This window comes from Providencia stuartii (genome assembly GCF_029277985.1).
GTDB lineage: Bacteria > Pseudomonadota > Gammaproteobacteria > Enterobacterales > Enterobacteriaceae > Providencia > Providencia zhejiangensis.
Genome location: NZ_CP119546.1, coordinates 2,696,436 through 2,713,529 on the forward strand (window position 1 = coordinate 2,696,436; position 17,094 = coordinate 2,713,529).

Below are 17,094 nucleotides of genomic sequence, written 5' to 3' on the forward strand. Positions count from 1 at the left end.
AATAACTGTTCCCTTAAACTCTCACTCTTTATTTTACTTGCTTATCAACCTCTAACTTGATTAGCTTACCTATTTAAATTCAACAAGTTATAGTGATGATAGGTTTTATTTTAAACAACCCTGAACACCCCCAATAATAACACCCTATATAGTAAGGCAATTCTCTAAAAATTAAACACATAAAAACCATTAGCACCTTTAAATTCAAAAAAAACATCTAGCATTAGCTATTTTTGAAATTTAATTATCAACAATTAAATAATCAATAGATTGTATATGAGAATTTTTATGTTCATTTTTAAAAGTAACCGTACTATTTTTATTCATTTACGCCTAACTCACCTCAATAGCATTTTACTTGATGACAAGAACCCTTCTTTTCATATGCAGGATAAAGTGTGATGATTGTCATAGCGCGATCATGAGTTTGAAAATAGGCAGTGGAGAGACGTTTTTGAGAAGGGAATCGGCTTATATTGTCAAAAATATAAACCTTGTCGCTATCGTCACGACAAGGTTAACGCGGTTAATTAAAATTCATCTTGTTGCAAATAAGACCAAGCGTATTGAGCATAAAGTTCAGCACCTGTCACCATTGCATCTTCATCAATATTAAAACGCCCATGATGATGTGCCCATTGTGTATCTTTATCTGGATTACCTGATCCCAATAAAGCGAAACAGCCAGGAATGTTTTCAATATAAAAACTGAAATCTTCACCACCCGTTGTTGGTTTCTCAAACATCAACGTGTCTTCACCAAATGCTTGCGTAATAACAGATTGCGCCAACAATGCACTACGTTCCTCATTAATCACAGGAAGTGTGCCATAAGTATAAATAACTTCCGCTGTCGCGCCATACATTGCGGCGGTATGTTCTGCATAACGTCTGATTGCCGCTTCAATACGACTGCGAGTTTCAAGATTAAAACAGCGAACAGTTCCGTCTAATACCGCATTTTCAGCAATCACATTAAAGCGAGTACCAACCTCCATCTTCCCAATACTGACCACTGCTGATTCCAATGGCGATGTCTCACGAGAAATAACTGATTGTAGATTCATCACAAAAGAAGATGCCACGACAGCGGCATCAATTGTGGCTTCAGGCATTGAACCGTGACCACCACGCCCTTTAAACTTCACGACTAACAAATCAGCGGAGGCAAATGTCCCCCCTACGTTACAAGAGACTTTTCCGGAAGGCGTCGTTGACCAGATATGCATGCCAAATACATTATCCACATTTTCCACGGCACCTTGTTTCACCATTTCTTTAGCGCCTTGGGCTATCTCTTCAGCCGGCTGAAAAATCAACCTCACATTGCCTTTCAAATCCGCGCGAACATCGTATAGCGCTTTTGCGGCTGTCAATAACATCGAGGTATGTGCATCATGTCCGCATGCATGCATTTTTCCTTGATTCTGTGATTTATATTCCAAAGAATCATTCAATTCCAGCACGGGTAACGCATCAATATCTGCACGTAACGCTACCGTTTTGCCTGGTTTTCCGCCCTTAATTTCAGCAATAATCCCTGTTGGCTCTGTTAGTCGATATTCGATACCAATCTTAGTTAACTCTTCTGCAATCCGTTTTGTTGTCCGTATTTCTTCCCACGGTAATTCAGGATGCGCATGCAGGTCTCGACGAAAGGCAATCATCGCTGTTGTGTATTTTTTGATTGCTTCAGTAATTGTTGTATTTACCATTGTTCTACCTTTACCTCAGAGCAGAGATCTCTTCATCTGCTTAATCACGATAAGACTGATTATGAGTTCAACATTCGGTTAATGACCGCACAGACTCAAACATAACGTCAACACCACGAGCGATTTGCTCATAATCCGTCCATTCATCTGGATGATGACTTAATCCATTACGACTCGGTACAAAAATTAGCCCAGTGGCTGTGATACCGGCAAAAATCATCGTGTCATGCCCTGCACCACTTACCATCGTTCGATAACGTAATCCCTGTTTTTGTGCATGATTTACCATCAATTGATGAATTTCAGGGGCTAATTTTGTGGGTGAAACATAAAGAGGCTGAATAACATCACTTTGAATATTCCTCTTAGTACTTTCCTGCTCAACCAGCGCGATGATTTGTGCAATGGCTTGACGTAACGCCGTTTCATTTCTCGAACGAATATCAACACTGAATGTGACTTCACTCGGGATCACATTTGCCCCATTAGGTAACACATTCAATCTTCCGACTGTTGCAACCGTACTTTCACCTACTGTTATCGCTATGTTCGCAATTTGGCTGATAATGTGACTCGCGCACACCAATGCATCAGCACGCATATGCATTGGTGTCGTTCCTGCATGCCCCGCTTTACCCGTTAATTTGACTTCAAGCTGAGCAATGCCAACAATGATATCAACAATGCCAACGTCTTCATTTGCTTGCTCTAAGACGGGGCCTTGCTCAATATGCAGTTCTAAGAAAGCTTTCACTGTCGACGGTACAAGTACGGCTTCTGCTGCTTTATCGGCATTAAATCCCGCATCAGCCATACGTTGTGCCGCAGAAATACCTTGTCTGTCAGTTAATTGGTGCAACTCTTGGCGACCAATCAGACCTGTTATCACACTCGAAGCCATCAAACCACGCCCAAAGCTGGTTCCTTCTTCTTCAACCAATGCAATGACTTCAAGGGGATAACGTGGTTGAAGTTGTTGCTCACGAATACGCGCCACAACATCCAACCCTGCCACAATCCCTGCTGGCCCATCGAAAGCGCCACCATTGGGTACAGAATCAAAATGTGAACCAATCATAACGGCAGGCAACCCACTTTCCGTGCCTTCTAATCGTCCATAGAGATTACCGATGGCATCCTCACGTACCTGTAAGCCAAGCAGATGCATTTGCTCTTTTAAATATGCTCTAGCTTGCTTATCTTGCTCACTATAGCTCATACGAGTCGTTCCTTGACCCGGTGTCGATGTAAATTCGGCCAACTGCTCTAAATGCCGTTGAATTCTGAATGTGCTTGTTTCCATCATCATTTACCCTGCAAGTGGTGTAATAAAACCAACCATAATTCCAGCAAGTACCACAGAGACCATGGTCACTGAAATAAATCCACCGACTAACATGGGTCCTAACATATGGCCGGTCAGAATTTGCCTTTCTTTCTCATCTTTCGTCAGCGCATTAATCGCTTCATTCGTAATGATATAATCGGCTGGAAAACCATAGAGTGCGGTTAACGATACGGCGAATGCCATTTCTTTAGAGACACCCAGTATCTTTCCGACTATCCAAGAAGCGAGATACATCCCAATTACTGCGGCAGCAATTAAAACAATCATTGGATAAACCAGTCGTAATAACATATCTGGAGTCGCATGGTTTAAGGTATCGAAAATAAACAGCATCAACGCCATAATGGCAAAGCCAAACCCATTGGCTTTTTGTAAAGGTTGCCTTTCTAAAAAGCCGAGTGAAGAAGCAATAACCCCAAATAACAGACATAATACAAATGGGCTAATGCTCACAATAGGGGCAGCCCATGTTGAAACTAAATAGGCAAGATACCCAACCGCTGCTAAGCGTAAAAACTTAAAATAACTGGTATTGTAATGTGAAGGTATTTTCTTGAATAAACGCGGCATCTCTTCTTCAGAAACCACCGTTTTTACTGCAACATCTTTTGCCCCTTCAACAGATAATGACGCGTTCCATTGACCATTACGGTATTGTTCAAGAACTCTGCGCCCTTCTCTTTTTAACATGACCGCTGTTAATGGGTATCCGGCAAAACCTTGCATAACATAAATTAAAATAGCAAACACGGATAAATCAATCAGGCCAGCATCCGCTGCCCCTTTAGACATAATAAGTGAAGAAACAATTCCCCCCACTAAGGGTGGAATAGCAACCAAGATTGTATTGAGATCAAATAACACCATTCCCACAGCGAATATAAATATAATAATGCCTAAAATTCCAGATAAGGAAATTAAAATGGTTTTCCACTGCCGTAAAAGTTCCTTTAGCGATAACAGTGTTCCCATATTGGTTATTAACAGATACATCAACATCACTGCAACCACTTGCGGTATTCCAGCAATACTTACAATATCCTTTGGAAAGAATGTCCAATAACCGAATAGGAATAAAACGGCACACACGAATACAGAAGGGATCCAAGCTTTGGTTCTCACCGCAATTGCATCGCCGATATACAATATCAAAACTATGATAAACAGAGCTAACATCTGTGACATAACTTTTCCCCGTCAATATCTTTTTCTAATTCAATTTTTTTAAGGCTATACGTTTTATTATTTTTTATAACGCGCGATATAACTTCATAATTAGTTTGATATATAGCCAAATATGAGATTATTTCGCTATCGATAATGGAAAATAGCAACAAAAATCATAATATCATCGAAAATCAATATGTATAGATAACGCTCTGGAAGACTAGGCAAATTGCCAAATAGAAAACTCATTATTAAAATAGTGATAAATAATAAAAAATCTATTGCAACATCAGGAATACGCTGACAATGGCGTGATTTTTTAGCGATATATTTCACAAAATACAGAGTTAATAATAAATAATTTCTTGATTTATTTTTTGTTCAACGAGATTATATTCTGTTGTCGACCGCCATAATTCCAAAAAATACACTTATGATTTAGGAAAAAAGGTTGTTTTTCTCATAATAGAATCAAATTACTCCAAACAATCTACTTTATTAGCATTTTGTTAAAATTAGTGTATAAAAAGTGTTTTTTTGCTAAAAGCCATTCTGAAATAATGCGTTCTTCATTTTAAAGATACGATGTGAGGATAATTGATCATATTTTTAACTAGACAAAATTTCACTCATTGAGAAACGTAAATACAATATAAAGAGATTCAATATCGTCTCCTTTAAAATAACTGATCGTAATTAGGGATTAATAAGGAATATTCATTTATAAAAATTATCTTAATATTTATAAATACCCACCTTACCCGTTGTCATTAACAAATAAGCGCCTAGTTTTTGCAACCAGAGTAAGGCGGTGATATCAATACTTTTCTTCTAAGCAGCCCTTGTGAGCTTACTCCTATTTTTCGCCTATTATGCATCCAGCCGAAAATATTCAATTTATCGTTAATCATCATCCACAATGGAAGAGCCGTTTTCAGGCATTACTGTTGCAATAGCCAATGATGACAAAGCATGCCTAAGAAGGTAAAAAATAACGCTCCTACAACATGAATTGCGATAGTACTCAGCGCAATCATCAATTTTCCTTCTTGAATCCGCATCAAAACTTCCCATGAAAACGTTGAGAACGTCGTAAAGGCACCACAAAAACCAGTCACAATAAACAATTTATAAGCTGGATTTAAATTTGAGCTAGCAAAATAAGCAATAGCAAAACCAATAACAAAGCCCCCGACTAAATTCACAAACACTGTGCCCATTGGAATGTTTGGATAAAGATGATTAAGCCTTAAACTGACAAACCATCTTAGCCAACCGCCCAAGACGGAACCTAACGCAATAGAAAAAAGTGATGCATACATAGACAATCCCTTATAGCTGTAAACAGGGGATAAATGAGAAGGAAACGTTGAAAGCATTTATGCCCCAAAATATTCAGGGCGCATAATCGCTACGCCCCCTATCAATTGAAAAGGTTAACGTAGGCATCATTAGCCCTTTTTCTTTGGGCGGTTTTTGATAGGAGGAATGCCATCTCCTATCAATAGGATATCCATAATGAATATTAAGGTAAAGCGCCGAGTCTTGCAGTCATATTAACTCAACAATAAAACGTAAATTTTATTAATATCTTTTTCCGATTGGCATTCTATTTCGTCTTAATATGTAAATTTTAACGTAAATGGCGCATAATGTTTTGCACTGCAAAGCATATAACGGCTTATATCGTTTCATGTCACTATTGAGATCGATAATCAATGATAAAATTTCCACATGAAGTCAGATTAATTTTCATAGGATAAATCTAAAATGGATAAAAAACGCACACTATTGACCGCGGAGAATATTGGATACGTCATTGATAATAAAGTCATACTAGACAAAGTAGATTTTCGTTTATATGAAGGTGAATTCAAATTAATAACAGGGCCTTCTGGTTGCGGAAAAAGCACACTACTAAAAATAATCGCTTCGTTACTCTCGCCAACTTCTGGACGTCTGCTTTTTAATGGTCATGATTATACGACTCTCTCACCGGAAGAATATCGCCAACAAGTTTCTTACTGTACACAAACTCCCTCTTTATTTGGTTCTACTGTTTACGACAACCTATTTTTTCCTTATCAAATACGTAAGCAAACTTTTAATAAAAACAAAGTGCTTCAAGATCTAAGCTATTTTTCTTTACCCGAATCTATCTTAGAAAAAAGCATCAATGAGCTATCTGGAGGAGAAAAACAACGCATCTCATTGATTCGTAACCTTCAATTTTTGCCTAAAGTTTTATTATTAGATGAAATAACCAGCGCTTTGGATGAGGCGAATAAAGTGAAAGTCAATGAATTAATCCATCAATTAGCAACACAACAAAATATTGCCATCTTATGGGTTACACATGACCAAGATGAAATTTCACATGCAGATAACATGATTACCCTTCCCGCTCATCATACCGAAAAATAGGAATAAGCCATGCACCAACCTAATATTACCAATGAATCCTTGGCTTTCTCTATCATGCTTGTTCTGGTTGCCATTTTTATTAGTCACAAAGAAAAACTCACTCTAGAAAAAGACATCATTTGGAGTACATGCCGTGCGATCGTCCAGCTATTAATTGTTGGTTATATTCTAAAGTATATTTTTCATGTTGATCATGAAATTCTCACTATCGCTATGGTTATGTTTATCTGCTTTAATGCTGCCTGGAATGCGAGAAAGAGAAGTAAATATATAGAAAAAGTTTTCGTAACCGCTTTTATCGCCATTACCTCCAGCACACTTTTAACCTTATTGATCTTGATTATCACCAAAGCCATTGTCTTTACACCTATGCAGGTGATTCCAATTACAGGCATGATTGCCGGCAATGCGATGATTGCTGTCGGTTTATGTTTTAATAATTTAGGGCAGCGTTTTAGTAATCAACAACAGCAAATACAAGAGATGCTAAGCCTAGGTGCAACCCCAAAAACGGCCTCTATTTCTATCATTCGTGATAGTATCCGAGCATCACTCATCCCAACAATTGACTCAGCAAAAACAGTCGGTATCGTCAGTTTACCCGGAATGATGTCTGGATTAATTTTTGCTGGTGTTGATCCATTGGAAGCTGTTAAATATCAGATCATGGTAACATTTATGTTATTAGCTACGGCCAGTTTATCGACCATTTTAACAGGATATATGACCTACCTTAAATTTTATAATAATCGTCATCAGCTACTTATAAACACGCTAAATAAGTAATCACAGAGGAAACACTGGGTAACAGCGCAATTATCCAGTGTTTTCTTATAAAGCGAATTTTCGCAATTTCCGATTTGGCTATTAGATCATAAAAATAAGTTATTTGAGTGGTTATATACTATTCTCTATTACAGCTAAATTCACTAAGCATTAATTTAGCTGCAATATCGCTTCCATAACGATTCCATCACTGACAACGGTAACAGATCATAATCCCCTTCAACTAATGGAATTGACAATACTGTTCTGCCGTCTTGATTTTTGTAAACCTTTACCGTGAACCGTTTATATCCTTCTATTTTTGCATTTTTTACCCTTAATACTTCCCCACAAACATAACCGACTTCCCCTTTGTCAGTTGTTGCACGAATAAAATTATATTTTATATTTCTAAATGCCGCTGACTCAGGATAAGACAAATAATCCACTACACTATATTTAACCGATTTGATCAGGTCCGGTTGAGGCTTATAATTAAAAATAACCCCTAATAGAAATGCACCACCGACAATCAGCACGATCGTGAGCAATTTGACTATATTCATACTTTACGCTCTTAAAAAACCAACACATTGATAATTAAACAAAAAGATATTTAACAAGCGTGTTAATTAAAGCATCTCTAAATAGTATAAGGTAGAGTACAGCTTTAGGTAACGATACGTCTCACATTAATAACTTAAATTTTTCTTACTATTATCTATTAAAAATAATTATGATAAGGCGAGAAACAGCGATGAAAATATAACAGTTAAAAATAACTCAGTTTAATAAAATTAAATTATTTTAACTCGTCTCACACAATCAAAGAGTAATCCTATCAGTAATAACGATTGAAAATAAGAGTTATTGCCCCACCAAACTGTTACAGTTTGTTTCTTTTAGCGAAAAAGAATATTTTCAGCATAATCACCATAAAACATTTAACTTAAGAACAAATAATATGGCATTTTAAAACATGAATAAATAAAAATATTTCCTTCAATAAGCAAATATTTGTATCTAAATATTTACACTCCCGCAAAAGGAGTAAATGAAGGATAAAAAATAGAAATCATAACGATAATTCATAATACAATCTAAATTTGTTATCTGTCGTTCGGCTATATCACCAGTACCGGCGGTCTTTAATTTATACAGATGAATCAATAAACCACTTTTTTCTATTTTGTGCTATTTTACCTTTCTCGTCGACTAGACTAATCGCGCTTCACTCATCTGGGAAAATATGACTCTAATCTCACATCACCATAGCGCGTCAAAACACGACATAGTGAGAAACTCAGTACATCAATAGAATAAGAGGTTAGCATTCAACACGCTTTTAAGGTGCAATTTGCGCCAGATACCCCTTAAAAATATACTTAAAAGCCCAATAGAAATAGTGAATACACCATGCCTTATTGATTGCGGATACAAAATAGCAGGCGTACCAATACAGAATATTCCTATAAATCTATCTTGAATGAGAAAACTAAAATTTTACGGCCAATTTTGACAATGGATTTCATTTTAGTCAGGTAGCATTTATACGTCTCTGTGATAGGGTGTATTATGACAAATACTCAATTGCTCTTACTTGCAATCAACAATATAAATGCAAATATCGATCTTTCAGATACACAAGCATCATATGTATATCAGTTTTACCATACACAAATTGCTCATAAGAATCTAAGTATTGATGATTTTTTAAAACAATTTATCGAACAAGTGGAACCCACTTTGGCGAGCAATAGCAATTTATGCCATAAATCTGAGCAGATCTATCAACTCATTCTGAGTTATTTGCAACAAGCGGAAGCGCGTTTTATTCATAATAAAACGTTGATTAATAAAAAATAAGAAATCAAACGCCTCTTTAACTTACCCTAAAGAGGCGTTCACCGGAGATATAGCGCATTTCATTCAAAGGACAGCAACTCAGAAATCATCAATCCTTACGACCATATCGATAACTGTCACACTCACTTATCACTTAAGCGGTGAGTTATTTACCTTCCCCTTGAACCTCATAGAATTGTGTTTCAATCACTAAAGACTGCTTTTGAGTTTGCATTTTTCCATCAACATCATAGGTCGTTAAAACTTGGCAAGTTGTTGGTGCTCCCGACGGATTATATTGACATTTTCTGTCAACGCTATACCCCAAATCACCAAGCATTTTCTGTTCTATCCGAATATCCGCATAACGCTCACTATCGGCTATTGGCGTGTAGATCGTCTGCATATACAATTGATTGTTATCATAGTAATTCATTTCCTGAAGCTCACCTAAATGACTATAAACTAATGTATCAATGGTATCGCTACTGCTATTGGTAATACTCTTGATATAACCCCGTTCATTGTATTCAAAATACGCAGTACCATAATGATCTTTTTGAGAGATAAAACGACATTGGTCGTCTAAATTAATAATAATCTCCCCTTGAGCGCTACGACCTTTTAATTGGTTATCTTCTCTTGCTAATTGTATATGCTGGTTAGCGGCAGAAGAAATGGACTCAAAACTCTCAATACAACTGTTTTCGTCCAATTTTAAGTTAATCTCATGAGCGACTATATTATTTTCAGTATAAAACGTCGCATTTATTTCTTTTACAGGCCCCTTTATTAATACCCCACTGTACAATGCGTATATATTTTGTATTGCTGGCAGATATCCCTTTTCTGCTGATGCCGTCGACATTAATAAACTCGCTAATGTGAAAGCGAAAGTTATAAACTTCATCATTATGCACTTTGCCTTGCTTCAAATTTATAAGGAAAGATGATCTCTTCGTGTTGATTCGAGTAATCACTATCAGGATCTGCTAACCATTTTTGTAGTTTCTTCGCCGTCTCTTTTGCCATTTTGCTATAATCAATACGCACAGAGGTTAATGACGGATGAATATAATCACAATTAGATGATCCTTCAACACAAGCAACCGCTAACATAGATGGTACTTTTACGAGTCTTCTTTGACATTCAAATAGCACACCTAACGCAATCATTTCATGGCTACATATGACAGCATCAAGCTCAGGCTGCCGTGTTAGCATTTCGCTAATCGCTTGGCGCCCAAAATCCATCGTCGCAACATAGGGCGTCGTAATACTTTGTTCAGCGCTATGATAGTGACTGAGCATGGCTTTTGTCCAACCACTCAATTGCTGACTTTGTACTTTGCTATCCATCTGGGCGCCTATATAACCAATTCTTTGATACCCTTTTTGCAGCATATAGTGGGTTAAAAAAAACACGGCTTCACCAATATTACTTCTGATGTTTAATGACAGCGGATAATTCGATTCACCTGCAACACCGATGACGGGAATATCAATATTTTTAAGGTAATTAAAAACGCTCTCGGAATTAATTGCCCCAAAAATCACTACAGCAGCAGGATTACTTTGTAATAACGTAAATAGAACCTCTGCTTCTTTTTTTTGCTGATAATCATGACTACCAATGACAACCTGATAACTATTTTTATTCAGCACGTCTTGTAATGGTTGCAGGAATGCCGAACTCGCGTAGTCCCTTAATGACGGTACTAACACTGCTATGGTTCTGCTTTGGCCTGATGCTAATATTCCAGCCGCAGAGTTTGGTATGTATCCCAACTCGGCAACGGCTTCATTAATTTTTTCTCGCAGTTTATCTGATACCAAATCAGGAGTACGCAACGCTCTCGATACAGTCATTGATCCCACACCTGCATATTTGGCCACATCCTGAAGCGTTACCCGTCCTGTATTTTTTCTTTTGCGTATTTTTTCCATAAAAGGTTTTTTTGCTCTATTTCATTCTCTATCTGGCTATAAGTTACCACAGGTTAGTTTTGTTAATGAGCGGACTTTTATGCTCTTTGCTTTTTATTCGCTTTATTTTTGCGAAATGATAGCGCTATCACGAAAATGAATAATTCAACTAGATAGCGCTACCATTGATCACTACTATGCTCTTAGTTAGAAGAAAAGCTAAAAAAAGAGTTTTACATTACCAGGAGCAAATTTAATGCTAACGACATTACTGACCCCCAATGTTATTCAGGTTGTCGAAAACGCCACTGATTGGCGAGAGGCGATTAATATCGCTTGCGAACCCTTGATTAAAAACAATTCCATTCAACCTTCTTATATTGCTGCCATCATTCATTCACATGAAAAAATTGGCCCTTATTATGTGCTAGGTCCAGGCATTGCAATGCCCCATGCTCGCCCGGAAGACGGTGTTAACCAATTATCACTGGGTTTAACCGTTATCAAGAATGGTGTGGAGTTTGGATCTGAAGGCAACGACCCAATCAAGCTGTTAATTGTTCTTGCTGCAACTGACAGTGATAGCCATATTGGCGCCATCGCTAAACTTGCAGAACTTTTTGATAATCAAGAAGATATTGACAGCATTATGCAATCAGAAAACATCGATGACATTCTCAATATCATCGCTCGTTACTAATTATTAAAAGGAAATCACATGAAAATCACAGTCGTATGCGGAAATGGTTTAGGTACTAGCCTAATGATGGAAATGAGCATCAAAACAATTTTGAAAGACTTGCAAGTCAATGCAGATGTTGATCATGTTGATCTTGGTTCAGCAAAAGGGACTGCAAGTGATATTTATGTCGGAACTAAAGATATCGCGGAGCAATTAGTCGCACAACACGTTAATGGTGAAATTGTTGCGCTAGAAAATATGATCGACAAAGTTGCAATGAAAGAACATTTGAGTGTCGCTCTGCGTAATCTCGGCGCGCTATAAACGGAGGCGGTATGTCATTTTTTCGTTTTCTGATGGAAGATGTGCTATCAGAACCCGCTATATTAGTGGGTCTGATCGCACTTATCGGTCTGATTGCTCAAAAAAAACCGGTGACCGAATGCATTAAAGGCACTATCAAAACCATCATGGGTTTTGTCATTTTAGGTGCAGGTGCTGGTTTAGTCGTTAGTTCACTCGGTGATTTTTCAGCGATTTTCCAACATGCCTTTGGCATTAACGGTGTCGTTCCAAACAATGAAGCGATCGTCTCTATCGCTCAGAAGAGCTTTGGCCGTGAAATGGCGATGATTATGTTCTTTGCCATGTTAATCAACATACTCATTGCACGCCTGACACCATGGAAATTTATTTTCCTCACCGGCCATCACACATTATTCATGTCAATGATGGTTGCCGTTATTCTAGCAACTGCTGGAATGCAAGGAACAATGTTAGTCGTCGTTGGTTCACTGATTGTCGGCTTTTGTATGGTGTTTTTCCCAGCCATCGCGCACCCATACATGAAAAAAGTCACGGGTTCTGATGATGTCGCCATTGGTCACTTTTCCACTATTTCATATGTCCTCGCCGGTTTTATTGGCAGTAAATTTGGTAATAAAGAACATTCAACTGAAGATATGAATGTGCCAAAGAGCTTGCTTTTCTTACGTGATACCCCAGTGGCTATTTCATTCACTATGTTCATTATTTTCATTATTACCTGCCTATTCGCGGGTGGTGATTATGTACGTGAAGTGAGTGGCGGTAAAAATTGGTTCATGTTCTCATTAATGCAATCTATTACATTTGCTGCGGGTGTTTATATTATCCTGCAAGGTGTTCGTATGGTGATTGCTGAGATCGTACCTGCTTTTAAAGGTATTTCGGATAAATTAGTACCAAATGCAAAACCAGCTCTAGACTGCCCTGTCGTCTTCCCTTATGCGCCAAATGCTGTATTAGTCGGTTTCTTAAGTAGCTTTGCTGCCGGAATAATCGGTATGTTTATTCTCTATGCGCTCAATATGACCGTCATTATTCCAGGCGTTGTGCCACACTTCTTCGTTGGTGCAGCAGCTGGCGTATTCGGTAATGCAACAGGCGGACGTCGAGGTGCCATTTTAGGTGCCTTTGCGCAAGGTTTATTGATTACCTTCTTACCTGTATTCCTATTACCTGTTCTTGGTGATATCGGTATCGCAAATACAACATTTAGTGATGCTGACTTTGGAGCTATCGGTATTCTGTTAGGTATTATTGTACGCTAGAAATAAAATCCCCATAGCCACCTTGGCTACGGGGATTTTTCACTTCATTAAGCAATCAATTTCCAAATGCTATTAGCCCAACTTACCCACTAACGCCCCTTCTTTAAATAAGAACTCCTGCAAAGAAATCAAATCATCCGGAGTCACATGAATAACCCCTTCTCCCGGAATATCAATCTCTGCAATCATAAATAACGCTAATGTTGTTAAGGAAGGCAATATTAAAATTAACCAGTTCTTTCCTTTCGTGCCTCGGATGTTGTATCCGATCAAGATATTAGAACAAATCGCAAAGAAAATGAGTAAAAACCAAGCTGCGTTTGGTATTTGATGACGCCAACTTGCCATGGTTTTTTGCTGTGAAAGATAGAGGTCACTAAACGCAGTGAGTACAGAAGCAATGACTGGGTTGGGAGATTGGTTCGCTTCCTTAACGGCGATATCCCAGAGTGCGGCTTGCTTTTCTAAAGATACCCTTCGCCATTGATTATTTTCATCACTGATACCCGATTTAAAAAATTCAATTCTTGCTTCTAAATACTGCTGTAATAGATGGATTGCATCATTTTTATCGCTATTGTTGAGTATTTGTATCCGTTGATAAGCATTGCCAATCGCAATCGCTTCATTTTCCTCAGTTTGTTGACGGCTATTATAGCCATTGATTGAAATTGACAACACAAAACCAATCAATAACCCCAGTAAGGATAAAATTGCACCCAATATTATTTTCGCTTCGTCATCCGCAATGTCTTCATGTGCATTCCTACGCTTAAATATAAATTTACCGATGTAAGCTGAAATCACTAACAAAATAAACGTAATAACAAATAAGAGAATAGAGTCAATAGGTGTGTCATTAATTAATTCAGAAAGGCTAAACATAGAGAAGTTCCAGATAAGAAATTTCTCGATGATATAACATATCCAGAATAACACTTTCTAGCTTTTTAACGACCAAAAACAAGTTCAGATTTTAACGCTAAAATGCCATCTAAAAATGATTATTTGCTTGCCATTACTCATGTTCACACCTAAAAAAACAGCTAGTTAACCTACTGTTTTTTAATTGGTTTTTGATGTTCAAATTCAAGCTTTGGCATACACTCCTCGAGCTTCCCCAATTAAATCCCAGTGTGTCATCGTGAATTAACCCAAGTCCCTTTTAATACAAAATTTCATCAACCTAGTTTTAGTGTTTGCATATAGTCAGAATATCTACCGCCACGTGTATGAAATGAGGTAACATCGTTCCCTTGGCAAAGTCGATTAGCTCAGCAGATCAAATGCCCTACGCTTTTCTCTACAATAAGATAATTTTGACCGGATCTCTGACGCGTTGTTCACACACATGACCGCACGTCTGGAAAACGCATAAATTGAATTATAAATCTTAACAAGAATAACCCAATGAAAGGAATGAATTAATGGATTAATGGATTAATGGATTAATGGATATAAGTTATCTCTGTTGATGAGACGGGCCAATTAAGTTTTATATTAGCGATTACTCTTTTTATGAATAACAATATACTTCGATAAGCCTCATTAGGGCTTATCGTACTACTCAGTTTTCATTCTTCATTACTCGGAAACTAAAATGACACGTTACTCTTTATCTCCATAGCGTTTTTTTATTGAAATTAAAAAAGAATCAATAATCCAACTTAATTTTTTTGTCCCAAGAAAACCTATCATCGCTCCACAAAACTCCGCAAGGGATGACCAAGCCTCAGAATAATTCATATATACAAGTAACCATTGTAGAGTACGAATAGCACTAACGGTAATAGCACCACAAATGACTGCTTCGGCTAATGATTGCCATGCGCTGTTACCATCTCGCCATTCTCTAATAAATGCAATTAGCGTTGCCAACATAACACCACTTAATAAAGGAAAATTGAGTTGAATCCAGCGAAAAACCTGCTCCCAAAAATCAATATTTTTCTCATGCATAATGAAACCTCCTAAATGGAGTGAAAATTATTATCAATAAATGAAGCCCCCTTATCATTGATATCAAGTCGTAATTAATCTCAATTACCCTTGATATTTTTTATCGCTACTGACACAGAAAAATCTCCCAAATGACATTATTGCAAAAACCTCCTTTTAACTTTGAGAAATAAAACTAAAAGCATTAATTGAAAACATATTTAACTTTATATTATTTTTATATATAGCAGCTGATAGATTTGTATCCTCACACACACAAAAGCCAAATTAAAGACGTTAATTTTTTAGTCATTAATAATAATTACGCTTACCGAGAAAATGTAAAAAACGCTATTATTTATATACCATGCAGCTCTCTAATAATTAAAGATATTTCCTTGTAATTATGACTTTCAATTATCATTTTTAATGTGAATCAAGTACTCAAAAACGCCGATAACTCGCTATATTAGTAAAACCTAATAAATTTATTTATTGAAACAGAATGGCCAGCACGAATTTATTCACTGAGTCATCGCCAAAACATAGCTATTATTGTATAAAATCAAATTGTTATAAAATTATACATCTGATTAACTCAATAACATGATGTCGGATTTAAATGTGCAACTTAGCATTGTAAAAGTGACTAAAAACATCAGTGTTATCACGACAACGACAGAATGGTATATGACCAAGCCAATGGCGAGTCAATCGATTCATACAGTCAAAAGTCTGTTAGACGTGATGTTATTCTACTGTCAATGCAGCATATTAACTTGAGTGAAATCAGTAAAATCAAACTGAGCTTTTAACAGCAACGCATTCCCTTAGTAAATAAAGGAATAAATAGACAAAAAGCCGCATAAGCGGCTTTTTACACTCATTTTCGCTCTATTAGAGGTGATGTTTAGCGACATAAGCCTTTTCTTCATCGCGCAGGGTTAGCACTTCATAACCTGTTGCTGTCACTAAAATCGTATGCTCAGATTGTGCTGACAACTTCTTGTCTCGAGTCACCACAGTCCAACCATCTTTTTTAGTTTTAATTTTCATGCCACCTTGGTTAATCATTGGTTCGATTGTAAATGTCATCCCTTCTTTCAACACCGCACCTTGACCCCGTACGCCATAGTGGAGGACCTGAGGATCTTCGTGCATTTCGCGGCCTATACCATGACCACAGTATTCACGCACAACACTGTACCCGTTGGCTTGTGCATGGTGTTGAATTGCGGCACCAATATCTCCCAAAGTTGCACCAGGTTTGACCTGCTTGATCCCTTCCCACATCGCTTCATAAGTATCTTTAACTAGTTTACGCGCAAGTGGAGAAGCCTCTGGCATGACATACATTTTGCTTGAGTCAGCAATAAAACCATTTTTTTCTAATGTAATATCTACGTTGATAATATCTTTGGCTTTTAAATATTCATCAACTTTCGGTACGCCATGGCAAACGACCTCATTCAACGAGGTATTTAACACATATTGGTAATCATACTGCCCCTTACTGGCCGGCCTAGCTTGTAGATCGTTTACAATATAGTCTTCAACCTTATTATTGATTTCCATGGTGGTAATACCTGGCACGATAAACGTATCCAGCATGGCAAATACTTTAGCTAGCAAGCGGCCTGACTCACGCATCAATTCAATTTCTTCCGCTGTTTTGATTGTGATATTACTCAT

The 17,094-nt window shown here is 37.4% G+C and carries 16 protein-coding genes and 1 riboswitch; of the genes, 6 read left to right on the forward strand and 10 right to left on the reverse strand.

Annotated elements, in window-relative coordinates; genetic code table 11:
• Positions 1-530: 530 nt before the first annotated feature.
• The 4 genes from P2E05_RS11845 to crcB form a co-directional block, all read right to left on the reverse strand.
• The gene (locus P2E05_RS11845; RefSeq protein WP_154623351.1) at positions 531-1,715 is read right to left on the reverse strand and encodes a M20 family metallopeptidase; all 1,185 of its coding nucleotides are present in this window, start codon (positions 1,713-1,715) and stop codon (positions 531-533) included.
• Between the two features lie 67 nt (positions 1,716-1,782).
• The gene (locus tag P2E05_RS11850; RefSeq protein WP_154623352.1) at positions 1,783-3,018 is read right to left on the reverse strand and encodes a Zn-dependent hydrolase; all 1,236 of its coding nucleotides are present in this window, start codon (positions 3,016-3,018) and stop codon (positions 1,783-1,785) included.
• 6 nt (positions 3,019-3,024) lie between these two features.
• Positions 3,025-4,248, reverse strand: coding sequence for a hypothetical protein (locus tag P2E05_RS11855; RefSeq protein WP_251464359.1), 1,224 nt, complete (start codon positions 4,246-4,248; stop codon positions 3,025-3,027).
• A gap of 923 nt (positions 4,249-5,171) precedes the next feature.
• A complete protein-coding gene (gene crcB / locus P2E05_RS11860) occupies positions 5,172-5,552 on the reverse strand; it encodes a fluoride efflux transporter CrcB (protein ID WP_163862087.1) in 381 nt (126 codons plus the stop codon).
• A 113-nt stretch (positions 5,553-5,665) separates the two neighbouring features.
• Positions 5,666-5,738: riboswitch (Fluoride riboswitch) on the reverse strand.
• A gap of 262 nt (positions 5,739-6,000) precedes the next feature.
• Between crcB and fetA the strand changes: the two genes are divergently transcribed.
• A complete protein-coding gene (gene fetA, locus P2E05_RS11865; RefSeq protein ID WP_163862089.1) occupies positions 6,001-6,654 on the forward strand; it encodes an iron efflux ABC transporter ATP-binding subunit FetA in 654 nt (217 codons plus the stop codon).
• Positions 6,655-6,663: 9 nt separating this feature from the next.
• Positions 6,664-7,440 carry an iron efflux ABC transporter permease subunit FetB gene (gene fetB / locus P2E05_RS11870; protein WP_154621971.1) on the forward strand — a complete coding sequence of 259 codons (777 nt, stop codon included), beginning with the start codon at positions 6,664-6,666 and terminating at the stop codon, positions 7,438-7,440.
• A gap of 155 nt (positions 7,441-7,595) precedes the next feature.
• On the opposite strand, the gene P2E05_RS11875 is transcribed toward fetB, so the two are convergent.
• A complete protein-coding gene (locus P2E05_RS11875; protein ID WP_154635772.1) occupies positions 7,596-7,985 on the reverse strand; it encodes a hypothetical protein in 390 nt (129 codons plus the stop codon).
• 1,009 nt (positions 7,986-8,994) lie between these two features.
• Between P2E05_RS11875 and P2E05_RS11880 the strand changes: the two genes are divergently transcribed.
• Positions 8,995-9,285: a hypothetical protein gene (locus tag P2E05_RS11880; RefSeq protein ID WP_276122755.1), complete on the forward strand. Its 291-nt coding sequence runs from the start codon at positions 8,995-8,997 to the stop codon at positions 9,283-9,285.
• Between the two features lie 145 nt (positions 9,286-9,430).
• On the opposite strand, the gene P2E05_RS11885 is transcribed toward P2E05_RS11880, so the two are convergent.
• Complete coding sequence (locus tag P2E05_RS11885) at positions 9,431-10,177, reverse strand: YnfC family lipoprotein (RefSeq protein WP_163862093.1); 747 nt, start codon at positions 10,175-10,177, stop codon at positions 9,431-9,433.
• On the reverse strand, positions 10,177-11,211 hold the full coding sequence (locus tag P2E05_RS11890) for a LacI family DNA-binding transcriptional regulator (RefSeq protein WP_154624731.1): 1,035 nt from the start codon (positions 11,209-11,211) through the stop codon (positions 10,177-10,179). Before P2E05_RS11890 ends, P2E05_RS11885 begins: the two co-directional genes overlap by 1 nt.
• Positions 11,212-11,446: 235 nt before the next feature.
• On the opposite strand from P2E05_RS11890, the gene P2E05_RS11895 reads away from it, so the two are divergent.
• From P2E05_RS11895 to P2E05_RS11905, 3 genes are read left to right on the forward strand one after another with little or no spacing between them, the layout of a single operon-like run.
• Positions 11,447-11,890 (forward strand): PTS sugar transporter subunit IIA, encoded by a 444-nt coding sequence (locus P2E05_RS11895; RefSeq protein ID WP_276122756.1) that lies wholly within the window; start codon positions 11,447-11,449, stop codon positions 11,888-11,890.
• Positions 11,891-11,908: 18 nt separating this feature from the next.
• Positions 11,909-12,196, forward strand: coding sequence for a PTS sugar transporter subunit IIB (locus tag P2E05_RS11900; RefSeq protein ID WP_154624733.1), 288 nt, complete (start codon positions 11,909-11,911; stop codon positions 12,194-12,196).
• 11 nt (positions 12,197-12,207) lie between these two features.
• Positions 12,208-13,464 (forward strand): PTS ascorbate transporter subunit IIC, encoded by a 1,257-nt coding sequence (locus P2E05_RS11905; protein WP_154624734.1) that lies wholly within the window; start codon positions 12,208-12,210, stop codon positions 13,462-13,464.
• A 72-nt stretch (positions 13,465-13,536) separates the two neighbouring features.
• Here P2E05_RS11905 and P2E05_RS11910 read toward each other — a convergent pair whose 3' ends face one another.
• From P2E05_RS11910 to map, 3 genes are all read right to left on the reverse strand, one after another.
• On the reverse strand, positions 13,537-14,349 hold the full coding sequence (locus P2E05_RS11910; RefSeq protein WP_163862099.1) for a hypothetical protein: 813 nt from the start codon (positions 14,347-14,349) through the stop codon (positions 13,537-13,539).
• A gap of 723 nt (positions 14,350-15,072) precedes the next feature.
• Positions 15,073-15,423: a phage holin family protein gene (locus P2E05_RS11915; protein ID WP_154624736.1), complete on the reverse strand. Its 351-nt coding sequence runs from the start codon at positions 15,421-15,423 to the stop codon at positions 15,073-15,075.
• Between the two features lie 876 nt (positions 15,424-16,299).
• Complete coding sequence (gene map / locus P2E05_RS11920) at positions 16,300-17,094, reverse strand: type I methionyl aminopeptidase (RefSeq protein WP_154621902.1); 795 nt, start codon at positions 17,092-17,094, stop codon at positions 16,300-16,302.

Bases quoted from the DNA above. Each gene is read 5' to 3' on its own strand.
- P2E05_RS11845 (WP_154623351.1), bottom strand. From the start codon at position 1,715: ATGGTAAATACAACAATTACTGAAGCAATCAAAAAATACACAACAGCG.
- P2E05_RS11850 (WP_154623352.1), bottom strand. From the start codon at position 3,018: ATGGAAACAAGCACATTCAGAATTCAACGGCATTTAGAGCAGTTGGCC.
- P2E05_RS11855 (WP_251464359.1), bottom strand. From the start codon at position 4,248: ATGTCACAGATGTTAGCTCTGTTTATCATAGTTTTGATATTGTATATC.
- crcB (WP_163862087.1), bottom strand. From the start codon at position 5,552: ATGTATGCATCACTTTTTTCTATTGCGTTAGGTTCCGTCTTGGGCGGT.
- fetA (WP_163862089.1), top strand. From the start codon at position 6,001: ATGGATAAAAAACGCACACTATTGACCGCGGAGAATATTGGATACGTC.
- fetB (WP_154621971.1), top strand. From the start codon at position 6,664: ATGCACCAACCTAATATTACCAATGAATCCTTGGCTTTCTCTATCATG.
- P2E05_RS11875 (WP_154635772.1), bottom strand. From the start codon at position 7,985: ATGAATATAGTCAAATTGCTCACGATCGTGCTGATTGTCGGTGGTGCA.
- P2E05_RS11880 (WP_276122755.1), top strand. From the start codon at position 8,995: ATGACAAATACTCAATTGCTCTTACTTGCAATCAACAATATAAATGCA.
- P2E05_RS11885 (WP_163862093.1), bottom strand. From the start codon at position 10,177: ATGATGAAGTTTATAACTTTCGCTTTCACATTAGCGAGTTTATTAATG.
- P2E05_RS11890 (WP_154624731.1), bottom strand. From the start codon at position 11,211: ATGGAAAAAATACGCAAAAGAAAAAATACAGGACGGGTAACGCTTCAG.
- P2E05_RS11895 (WP_276122756.1), top strand. From the start codon at position 11,447: ATGCTAACGACATTACTGACCCCCAATGTTATTCAGGTTGTCGAAAAC.
- P2E05_RS11900 (WP_154624733.1), top strand. From the start codon at position 11,909: ATGAAAATCACAGTCGTATGCGGAAATGGTTTAGGTACTAGCCTAATG.
- P2E05_RS11905 (WP_154624734.1), top strand. From the start codon at position 12,208: ATGTCATTTTTTCGTTTTCTGATGGAAGATGTGCTATCAGAACCCGCT.
- P2E05_RS11910 (WP_163862099.1), bottom strand. From the start codon at position 14,349: ATGTTTAGCCTTTCTGAATTAATTAATGACACACCTATTGACTCTATT.
- P2E05_RS11915 (WP_154624736.1), bottom strand. From the start codon at position 15,423: ATGCATGAGAAAAATATTGATTTTTGGGAGCAGGTTTTTCGCTGGATT.
- map (WP_154621902.1), bottom strand. From the start codon at position 17,094: ATGAGTAATATCACAATCAAAACAGCGGAAGAAATTGAATTGATGCGT.